Origin of the sequence: Intrasporangium chromatireducens Q5-1 (assembly GCF_000576575.1) — a bacterium.
GTDB classification, from domain to species: Bacteria; Actinomycetota; Actinomycetes; order Actinomycetales; family Dermatophilaceae; genus Intrasporangium_A; species Intrasporangium_A chromatireducens.
Genome location: NZ_AWQS01000011.1, coordinates 36488 through 46551, shown reverse-complemented (window position 1 = coordinate 46551; position 10064 = coordinate 36488). Strand labels below are relative to the sequence as shown.

General features: G+C 70.4%; 7 protein-coding genes. 3 read left to right on the top strand and 4 right to left on the bottom strand.

What is annotated here, in order from left to right; genetic code table 11:
* Positions 1-160: 160 nt before the first annotated feature.
* The 4 genes from N864_RS02870 to N864_RS26370 all read right to left on the bottom strand — a co-directional run bounded on the left by N864_RS02870 (position 161) and on the right by N864_RS26370 (position 5814).
* Positions 161-1900, bottom strand: coding sequence for a sialidase family protein (locus tag N864_RS02870; RefSeq protein ID WP_034713235.1), 1740 nt, complete (start codon positions 1898-1900; stop codon positions 161-163).
* A gap of 282 nt (positions 1901-2182) precedes the next feature.
* Positions 2183-3607 carry a YlbE family protein gene (locus tag N864_RS02865; RefSeq protein ID WP_034713233.1) on the bottom strand — a complete coding sequence of 475 codons (1425 nt, stop codon included), beginning with the start codon at positions 3605-3607 and terminating at the stop codon, positions 2183-2185.
* Positions 3604-5208 (bottom strand): FdrA family protein, encoded by a 1605-nt coding sequence (locus tag N864_RS25915; RefSeq protein ID WP_034713231.1) that lies wholly within the window; start codon positions 5206-5208, stop codon positions 3604-3606. Before N864_RS25915 ends, N864_RS02865 begins: the two co-directional genes overlap by 4 nt.
* 3 nt (positions 5209-5211) lie before the next feature.
* Positions 5212-5814: an oxamate carbamoyltransferase subunit AllH family protein gene (locus N864_RS26370; RefSeq protein ID WP_420805201.1), complete on the bottom strand. Its 603-nt coding sequence runs from the start codon at positions 5812-5814 to the stop codon at positions 5212-5214.
* A 6-nt stretch (positions 5815-5820) separates the two neighbouring features.
* Between N864_RS26370 and N864_RS25905 the strand changes: the two genes are divergently transcribed.
* From N864_RS25905 to N864_RS02845, 3 genes are all read left to right on the top strand, one after another.
* Positions 5821-6063: a hypothetical protein gene (locus N864_RS25905; RefSeq protein WP_240474185.1), complete on the top strand. Its 243-nt coding sequence runs from the start codon at positions 5821-5823 to the stop codon at positions 6061-6063.
* Positions 6064-6353: 290 nt separating this feature from the next.
* Positions 6354-8147: a PucR family transcriptional regulator gene (locus tag N864_RS02850; protein WP_081793313.1), complete on the top strand. Its 1794-nt coding sequence runs from the start codon at positions 6354-6356 to the stop codon at positions 8145-8147.
* Between the two features lie 366 nt (positions 8148-8513).
* A complete protein-coding gene (locus N864_RS02845) occupies positions 8514-9986 on the top strand; it encodes a uracil-xanthine permease family protein (protein WP_034713227.1) in 1473 nt (490 codons plus the stop codon).
* The last annotated feature ends 78 nt before the right edge of the window (positions 9987-10064 follow it).

The following is a 10064-nucleotide window of genomic DNA, read 5'->3' as shown; positions in this document are numbered from 1 at the left end:
GGACAACGACGGCGAGCTCGGCGGCATACCAAATGTCCGGCTGCCGGAAGCCGGCCGGGACCCCATCGAGCGGGCCGTTCGTGAGCGAACTGGACGGTATACCGACCCGCTCGCCCTCGAACGGTCCGTTCGCGGGGGGAAGGGGAGGCTGCTGGACGGACTACGGGGTCGGGTCGGGCAGGGCGGCTCCGCGGATGTCGCTGTTGCCGAACGTGGCGGGGCAGCTCGCGATGACAGCCGGCGGCTTGCTTGGCGTGCTCGTGTAGAGCGAGGCCCGATAGTCGTTGATGGCCGTGCACGGCTCGGCGTTGCTCGTGTCGTTCCAGACCCCAACCATGCCCGTCCGAGTCGCCGCGGCGTAGACGTAGTCACCGAGGAACTCGGCGGTCAGGCCGTTCTGTGACGAGCCACGCGGGTCGCCCACGTCGCCCCGGTGGAGCTCCGTGAAGGTGCCGAGCGTCCCGCCAGTGACATCAGCGTGCAGGACTTCGCCGACGAGGCCCCGGGGGGCGGTCGTGTTGTCGCGGTAGGGCGTCGTGTACGCGTTGACCACGACATAGAGGTCCGTGCCGTTGGGCGAGATGGCCGGTGCCGAGTAGATCGGCCGGTCCCCCGTGGTCAGGCCGACGACGGCCGGAGTCGACCAGGACGCGCCGCCGTCGCGTGACGTCGAGACCATCAGGTGCTCGTTGTTGAGGCCGGCGCTGCCGTCGACCCACGTCATGACGAGCTGGTCGGTGGCGTCGGTGCCGGTCGGTGCACCATTGGCGATGTCCACGCTGGGCGCATCGGCGAGATCAACGCGCGCCCCCGCGATGCCGTCCATGACCGGCCGGCCGAGCTGCGGGTCGAGGACACCGGGCGCCACGACGGGGGAGATCAGTGTCGGGCCCCTGAAGTGGGCGCCGCCGTCGGTCGAGCGGTACATCATTTCGTAACTGACGCCACGCCGGACCCCGATGCCGAAGACGTAGACGTTGCCCTTGCTGTCGGTGCGGATCGTGCACCCGTCGGCCTGCTGGTTCACACCGTTGTCGCTGGCGGGCCCGACCTGCCGGGTCGTCCACGTCACGCCACCGTCAGTCGAGCGCGAGACCATGAGCGGCGTCGGGAACGCGTTGCCGTGGCTGTTGCTGCGGAACGACGCCCAGCACACATAGGTGTTGCCGAAGTACGGGCTGTTCGACGCGTTGTCGGCCCAGACCTGCTCCTTGTCCGAGAACGTCGTGGACGACTGCTTCGAGATGATCGCTGGTGCCGACCATGCCGAGTTGTCGCCTGCCGCAGCGGCCTGCGGGTTGTCCGTGTGCGACACGGCGATCGCCTCGAAGCCCTTGAAGGCCTGTCCCTGCTTCGTGGCCGTCGGGAAGTTCGACGTCAGGTTTGCGTAGTACAGCCGCGAGCCGTTGCTCCACGAGAAGTGACCGTTGGCACCCGGCTGCGGCCCAAAGGCCAGCGCCGGGTCCCCGTCGGAGACGAGGCCGTGCTCGTAGTAGTTGGGCAGCGTGCCGATCGGACCGACATGTGGCGAACAGGCGTCCGGGCCGAGGCAGTCGCGACCGGTCCAGCCGCTGTAGGTCGGCTGGCTCCATCCGGCGCCGCCGTCGAACGAGAAGTAGATGCCCGAGACCCCGACTCCTGCCGTGAACGGACAGGTCGTCGGGTCACCGGCGGCACACGACTCGTCGTCGATCTCGTCGTTGGACCCGGCGGCGACGACGCTTGGCGCGTGCGCGTCGATGGCCACGGCCGGCTCGTTCTGTTTGTTCTGCGAGAAAGGCGTCGATGGGCTCCCGGTCGACACGAGGACGTCCGGTGGTGCGGCGACGGCCGCGGCGGCCCCGGCGAGGGCGGTGGCCAGGGAGGCCAGGGCCGCGGTGATGAGTCGAGATTGGCGCATGGTGACTACTCCCGGTGCTCTGTGGGTCCGGTGGAAGGAAGTCGTCAGCGTCGGCGCCCGCCGGCGGCCATGACCCAGCGTGCTCCCAGCCAGTGGACAGCGACAAGGGCGGATGTCCGCATTGCCTGTTCTGTGGTGAAAATCGAGCCCGTATGCCGCTGAGCTCACTCGAGCGGGAGCGCGGACAGCCGCTCGAGCGAGCTCAGCGGCATACGAACTGGACGTTCGTGGGTGAACTGGACGGTAGACCCACCCGCTCGCCCTCGAACGGTCCGTTCGCGGTCAGGGGGTGGCCAGCTCCGCGAGGCGGGACAGGGCCTGGGTGAAGCACCGGGGCGGCGGGTTGACGAGGCCGGCTCCCACCTGCCCGGTGCCGGCGACGCGGCCGGCCATCCCGGTGTTGATCTGCGGCAGGATGCCGGTGCGCGCGACGGCGGCAACGTCGATGCCCGTTGGGGTGCCGCGGAACTCGAGGATCGGGATCTGGAACGCGGTGTGCTCCGAGGCCGTGATCTCGTACATCGTCTGGGTGGCCTGGAGAGCGAACGGCACGTCGCCGCCGACGAACTTGACGATGGCCGGGGCCGCCGCCATGGCGAAGCCGCCGATGCCGCCGGTCTCGGTGATCGCGGAGTCGCCGATGTCGGGGTTCGCGTCCTCCGGACCGTAGGAGCCGAGGAACAGCCCCTCCGGGGTGTTGGCCGGACCGGTGAACCATTCGTCACCCGTGCCCGATACGCGAATGCCGAAGTCGGTCCCGTTGCGGGCCATGGTCGTCACGATCGACGAGCCCGGGATCCCCTGCCCCGCAAGGGTGGCCAGCTTGCAGGCCGGCATGCCGAGGTTGAGGAAGAAGTGCTCGTTGGCGCCCGAGAAGCGCACCGCCTCGGCGATGTCGGTGCTCGGTGCGTCGGCGGTGATCATCGTCGGCAGCAGCTCGCGCAGGAGCATGAGAGAGCCGGCGCGGTTGCGGTTGTGGCCCTCGTCGCCCATCTGGAGCATCTGGGCGATGATCGCCTTGATGTCGATGGCGGAGCCCTGGTCGACCCGGGCCCGGACCGCCTGCTGCAGGATCGGACCGAGCGTCGCGTTCATCCAGTGCAGCCGGTCGATGACCTCCGGCCCGTAGGCGCCGTAACGGAGCACCTTGCCCAGACCTTCGTTGAGCGAGCACCACGAGGTGTTGCCGTGGACCTCGTCGCGCAGCTCGTAGACCCACATCGATGGAGAGATGACGCCCGCCATCGGGCCGACGGCGTCGCGGTGGTGGCAGGGCTCGAGGGTGATCCCGTCGCCCTTCTCGAGCTTGGCCTCCGCGTCCGGGGCGGAGTCGGCGAGGCCCTCGAGGAGCATCGCGCCGATCAGTGCGCCCTTGAGCGGCCCTGACGCACGGGCGAACTCGATCGGTGGCCCGGCGTGGAGGAAGGTGCCCTTCTCGAGCCCGAGCGCCTCGCGGGCCGGGCGCACGTCGACGAGCTCGGCACCGGCCGCCATCATCCGCCGAACTGCCTCGGCGTTCGCCGCCTCGCGCCTTGGGTCCGCGAGGACCCGGGCAAGATCGGCCTCCGTGCCGGGCATCGGCGGCTGCCAGGCCGCCTCGGTGACCGGAACCGCTTGCTGCCGAAGGGCATCGGCGAAGAGGGTCACGCCGGCCGTCGCCACGGAAAGGTCCGCCGAAAGGAGACCGTGGAGGGGTTGGGTCGTCATTGAGCAGCCTCCTTGTGAAGCAGCGCCACGGCACGCCGGGCGGCGACGGCGTTGGACAGGTAGACCTCGGCGCCGGCGTCGACAAGGGTCGTGGCACACCGCTCCAGTCCTTGGGGGTCGCCGCTTGTGCCGGTGATCGACACGACCACCGGCAGGGTGCGCCCGTCGGAGTGCGCTGTGGCGCGTGCCTTGCGGATCGCCTCGGCCAGCTCACCCGCGGGGTCGGGATGGGCGCCGAAGCCCAGAACGAGGTCGAGCAGCAGCACGCCACACGTGGGGTCGGCGGCCTCGACGGCGATGCGCTCGAGCCGCAGCGACGGGTCGATCATCGGGTGCGCCCGGCCCTGGGTCATCGAGTCGTCCCCGAAGTCGATCACGACATGCCCGTCGTCACGCAGGTCGGGACCGAGTGCCAGCTCAGGTGAGAGCGGGATGTTGGACCGGATCTGTCCTGATCGAGAGTGCGTTCCCTCCGATCGAGAGTGCGTTCCCTCCGATCGAGAGTGCGTTCCCTCCGATCGAGAGTGCGTTCCCTCCGATCGAGAGTGCGTTCCCTCCGATCGAGCGAGCTCCTCGCTCGCGATGAGCATGGCCTCGTCCGCGAGCGTGCCCCCGCAGAACAACCCCCGGAGCGAACCCTGCCCGGGCGCCGCCGACCCCGCGCCCCACGAGGGCCACTCGCCGACCGCCTGGCCCGCCGAGCGGAGCGCCCCCTCGACGGCGGCAGTCAGGTCCGGCTTCCCAGCCCCGAGCGTGGCCCAGTGGACCGGCTTGCCCAGCTCAGCGGCATACCTCTCGATGTCGGAAAGCACCTGCGGCGCAGGAGGTTTGGAGACGACGAGGATGGACGTCGTCGCCTCGTCAGCGGCGAGCGCCGCGAGCGCCTGCTTCGTCGAACGGCCGGCCACCTCGGCCGAGAGGTCACGACCGCCGACGCCGAGGCAGTGACTGATGCCGACCCCCGCCGCGTCGAGGAGGCACATCACCTGCTGGGCCCCCGTGCCGGAGGCCGCGACGAGGCCCATCGTTCCGGGGCTGACAACGTTCGCGAAGCCGAGCGCCACTCCCCCGACGACCGCCGTGCCGCAGTCAGGTCCCATGACGAGGACGTCCTGCGCCGCGGCCGCGTCCTTGAGACGGATCTCGTCGGCGAGCGGGACGTTGTCGGAGAAGACCATGACGGACACGCCGGCGTTGATCGCATCGAGCGCCTCGGTGGTCGCATGCGGGCCGGGCACGGAGACAAGGGCCAGGTTGGCATGACCGCGGCGGGTGGCGCCACCGAGCGTGCGGGGCGCGGGCGCCTGGCCCAGGCCCGCGGAACTCCCCGAGGCCGATCGGAGCTCGGCCAGGGCGGTCTCGACGGCCGACTTGCCCGCCTCGATGCCGGAGTCGTCGCCGCGGATCGCGATGAGGAGGTCGTTCGGTGCCGCCGCGGGCACCTCGAACCCCATGCCGCGAATGACGTCGAGGTTCAGGTCGGTGGCCATCGCAACCTGAGCCGCCTCGACGCCGGAGGTTGCGGCGACCGCGCGGGACACCTGCATGAGGCTCACGGAGTCGTAGTACGCGCCGGTGCGCAGCTCGACGTGGTCAGCCACGGGTCATTCCTTCCTGAGAGGACTGGCAAAAAGTGCACTCTCGATCGGAGATCCTGCACTCTCGATCGGAGATCCTGCACCCTCGATCGGAGATCCTGCACTCTCGATCGGAGAACGTGCACTCTCGATAGGAGAACGTGCACTCTCGAACGGGGAACGTGCACTCTCGATCGGGGAACGTGCACCGTCGATCGGAGAACGTGCACCCTCGATCGGAGAACGTGCACTCTCGATCGGGGAACCTGCACTCTCGATCGAGTGGAGGGCACCGGCGAGGCCGGCGACGAGGTCGCGTCCGGAGCTGTGGCCGATCGCGTGGACCGCCTCGAGCGCCGTGACGGCCACGGACCGGCCGGTCTCGGATTCGGCCTCGGGCTCGGACCGGGAGAGGGCCTCGACGAGGGAGACGACCTGAGGAACGGCATACCCCTCGGCGGCGGCCCTGAGAAGTGACGCGGAGAGATCGTTCGTGCGGCGCAGGGATCGCGCGACCGCGCCGACCACCGCAGCGACGGGCGCCGGCGAACGGCCCCACGCCCGCAGCGCGAGAAGGACACCGCACAGGGCATCGTCGCCGCTGGGGGTGAGCCCGGCACCGGCACCCACCAGGCCGTGGACGTGCGGCTCCACCGTCCGACCGTCCAGCGCCGCCCGGACGAGATCGGCGCAGAGGTCAGCGAGCACCCCGGCATGTCCCACCCCGTCCGCGGCCGCCCTTCCGGGGACCGGCAACACCCCCACCCGACTGGGGCGCCACTCACGGACGGCACGGAGCTCGAGCCCGGCACCCACGACCCTGCCCGCACCGACCACGACCGCATCCCCCGCGCAGACCGGCCAGGCGACCTCACCTGAGGAAGCGGCCAGCCGAAGCGATGTCGGCAGGAGCAGCGCGTCCGACGTCACGACCGGCAGCACCGCAGCCGTGCGGGACCGGCCCCCGTCAACCCCGAGGTAGACCGCGGTCGGGAACACCGCCAGGACCCTCGCCGCGCAAGCCGGCCCCATCACGATGTCCCGCGTCAGCGGGGACACAGCGGCGGGCACCTGCACGAGTCCTCCTGATACCGGGCCCTCGAGGGGCGGCGACCGAATCCCGGTCCGAACCTTCAGACGACCGTATCGAGTGCGCTTATGCTGCCCGCATGGTGAAAGTTGCCAACGATGCCCCTTTCATTCCCCGCGAGTTGCCAGCGGACCAGCCTGGGGCGGGCGATCCGGCCACGGACGCAGCGCCCACCGACCCGGCCCCCACCGACCCGGCCGCCCCCGCCGACCCGGCCCCCGCTGGCCCGGGCATCCCCGACGGTGACGCGCTCGACTCCGGCATCACCCTCGCCGAGCTGGCGGCGCTGCCTGCTGCCGCAGACGGGCGACTGCATCGCCCGCGGACCGACCGCGAGCTCGTCATCGTCCGGACCTGCACCCTGCAGCGGGCCGTCGCCGAGCCGCACGGCTCGCGCCACCAGCTCGTGCTCGCCGACGGGGCGCAGCTCGGCGCCCTGCTCGACTCTCGGCCCGACGCGCTTCAGCACCTCGCCGAGGCGGAGACCGCCGTGCTGGTCGTCGGGGGCGCCGCCGACCACCTGGTCACGCGGCTCGTCCCCGCATGCGCCGCCCTGGGGCTGCCCCTCCTGCTCCTGCCGCACGGCCGCCTCGACCGTCTCAACGCCGAGGTGCTCGGTGCCGTCCTCGACCACCAGAACACCACCCTCGGCCGGCTCGACGCCCTCCACCAGGCCCTCGTCGAGGTCGTCCTCGCCGGCGGCTCCCTCGAGGACGTGTGCCACCGGGTCGTCGACTTCGTCGGCGGGGCCGCGATGGTCACGACCACCGACGGCCGGGTCCTGGCGACGGCGGGCACGGAGCCGGAGCTCGCCTGGGCGCAGGCCGGCGACTGCTTCGACCGGACCGGGCGGCTCATCACCGAGCAGGAGCCGATCGGGCCGCGCGCGCCCGGACCCGCCGCCCACCGCGCCGCCGTGCGGATCGTGTCCGGCTCGCTCGACCACGGCCTGCTCATCGCGTTCTCCCGGGAGCGCCTGCTCGGCCTCGAGGACGTGCGCCTGCTCGAACGGGCGAGCACCGTCGCCGCCCTCGCGATCGCCAAGGAGCAGGCCGTCTCGGCCGTGGAGAGCAAGTATCGCGCCGAGTTCCTCCGCGACGCGCTCGCAGGCCGGGCCGGCCCGCCCACCAAGGCGATCGAGCACGCGGCGTCGCTCGGCTGGGACATCGACCGCCCACTCGTCGTCGTCGTCGCGGAGATGGACGAGGACGAGGAACGCGACCCCGACGAGGCCCGGTTCCTGCAGCAGCGCTTCGCCAAGGCCTGGACGCACGCCGTCGGGGTTCGCGACGTCGCCTCGCCCGTCATGGGGTTCAGCCGCGAGGTCGTCACCGTCCTCGGCGTCAGCGACCCGGACGACACCGACCGGATCATGCGCACCGTGGGCGAGCTCGTCCGGGTCGTCCGCGGCGACGGCGGTGGCGGCCGGCGCAGCTTCTCGGCGGGCGTGTCGCGCGGCATCCGGTCGCTCGAGGACCTGCCCCGCGCCTACGAGGAGGCGCTCAACGCCGTCACGGTCGGCCGGCAGATGCACGGCTTCGGCGCCCTCACCCACGTCGACGGGCTCGGCATCTACCGCCTCCTCGCGCTCGTTCCCGACAGCGCCCAGCTGCGTCGCTTCGTCCACGACGCCCTCGGCCCGCTCGCGACCGACGACTCCCCCGAGAACGCGGACCTCCGCCGCACCCTCGCTATCCTCATCGACACGAACATGAACGTGGCTGAGACCGCGCGGCAGCTCTTCTTCCACTACAACACCCTGCGCTACCGGATCAGCAAGCTCGAGCGGATGCTCGGGCCGTTCACCGAGGACCCCGAGGTGCGCCTGACCCTCGCGCTCGCGCTGAAGGTCCACCAGATGAAGGGCATCTGACGTCGCGTGGGACCGCTGTGACCCACGGGACTCAGCGCTCACTCGACGGAAGGCGCGGAAGGGCACCATTCGCGCGGGCTGGCTCAGCGGCATACACGTGCGCCGTATGCCGCTCACCCGGCGAAGGAGCGCACGTGCCCCTCGGCGGCCACCCAGTTCTCCTCGAGTGAGCGCCTCGTCCCGCCCTGTCACGACATCCGTAGCCTCGCTTCCCGAAGGCACCTGAGTCACACCTGACACAGCGACACGCCGTGACATGGCACGAATTGCCGAATGAAGCGGGCTCCGTGCGGCGATACTTTGCCGCTACAGGGTGGGGAGAGTGAGCCATGTCACGAGGTGACACGGACCGACAAAGGAGTCAACATGGCTTTCGGTTGGAAACTGCACGGGGACGGCAAGACGATGGGGCCCGACGACGTCGTCGCCCCTGACGAACGCCTCTCCTGGGGCAAGACGATCGGCCTCGGTGCACAGCACGTCGTGGCGATGTTCGGCGCGACGTTCGTCTTCCCGCTCATCATGGGGCTGAACGCCCAGCTCGCGATCATGATGAGCGGTGTCGCGACGATCATCTTCCTGCTGATCGTCAACGGAAAGGTGCCGAGCTACCTCGGCACGTCGGCCGCCTTCGTCGGCGCCGTCGTCGCGATCCGCGCCCAGGGCGGCACGTCGGCGAACGTCACCGGTGCGATCCTCATCGCCGGTGTGGTGCTCGCCCTCGTCGGTGTCGTCATCCACTTCATGGGGTCGAACATCCTGCACCGGGTGCTGCCCCCCGTCGTGACCGGTGCCGTCGTCATGCTCATCGGCTTCAACCTCGCACCGGTGGTGGCCGGCGTCTACTGGCCGCAGGACCAGTGGATCGCCTTGCTGGTCATGGCTTTCGCCGTCGTCATGACGGTCGCCTTCAAGGGCTTCATCAGCCGGATCGCCGTCTTCCTGTCGCTCATCTTCGGCTACATCCTGTCGTGGATCTTCGACAAGGCGTTCGGCATGATCACGTCGCCGGACGGGGCCGGGAAGGTCAGCGAGCACTTCCGCGTCAACCTCGACAGCGTCTCGAGCGCCTCGTGGTTCGGCCTCCCGCCGACCTCCAGCATCGGCCCGGACGGCAAGGAGATCGTCGGGATCCACATGCCGACCTTCTCGATGGCGGCCATCCTGCTCGTCCTGCCCGCGGTCATTGCGCTCATCGCCGAGAACACCGGCCACGTCAAGGCCGTCGCCGAGATGACGGGGCACGACCTCAACCCCTACATGGGCCGCGCGATCGCCGCTGACGGTGTCGGCACCGCCATCGCCAGTGCCGTGGGTGGGTCGCCGACGACGACGTATGCCGAGAACATCGGCGTCATGGCCGCGACCAGGGTCTACTCGACCGCCGCCTACTACGTCGCAGCACTCGTCGCCATCCTCTTCGGCCTCTCGCCGAAGTTCGGCGCCCTCGTGGCGGCGACCCCGGGCGGCGTGCTCGGCGGCATCACCGTCATCCTCTACGGCATGATCGGCCTGCTCGGCGCGAAGATCTGGAAGGAGAACGGGGTCGACTTCGGCAACCCCATCAATCTCGTTCCGGTCGCGGCCGGCGTCATCATCGGCATCGGCAACGTCGAGCTGAAGTTCACCGACAACTTCACCCTCGGCGGCATCGCCCTCGGCACGATCGTCGCGATCGGCGTCTACCACCTGGCCCGGGCCATCGCTCCGCGCGACCTCGTCATGCGGGCGGAGGGCACGGCGATCACCCTGGGCGACGCCGCCTACGGTGACAGCGACGGCATCGACGACCTCTACCAGGACCGGCCGGGAGGCCCCGACCTCCGCACGCCGCGGTGACCCCATCGGCATGAACGAAGCATGACGAGGGCCCCCGCCGATCACGGTCGGGGGCCCTCGCCATTTCGGCAGACGAGG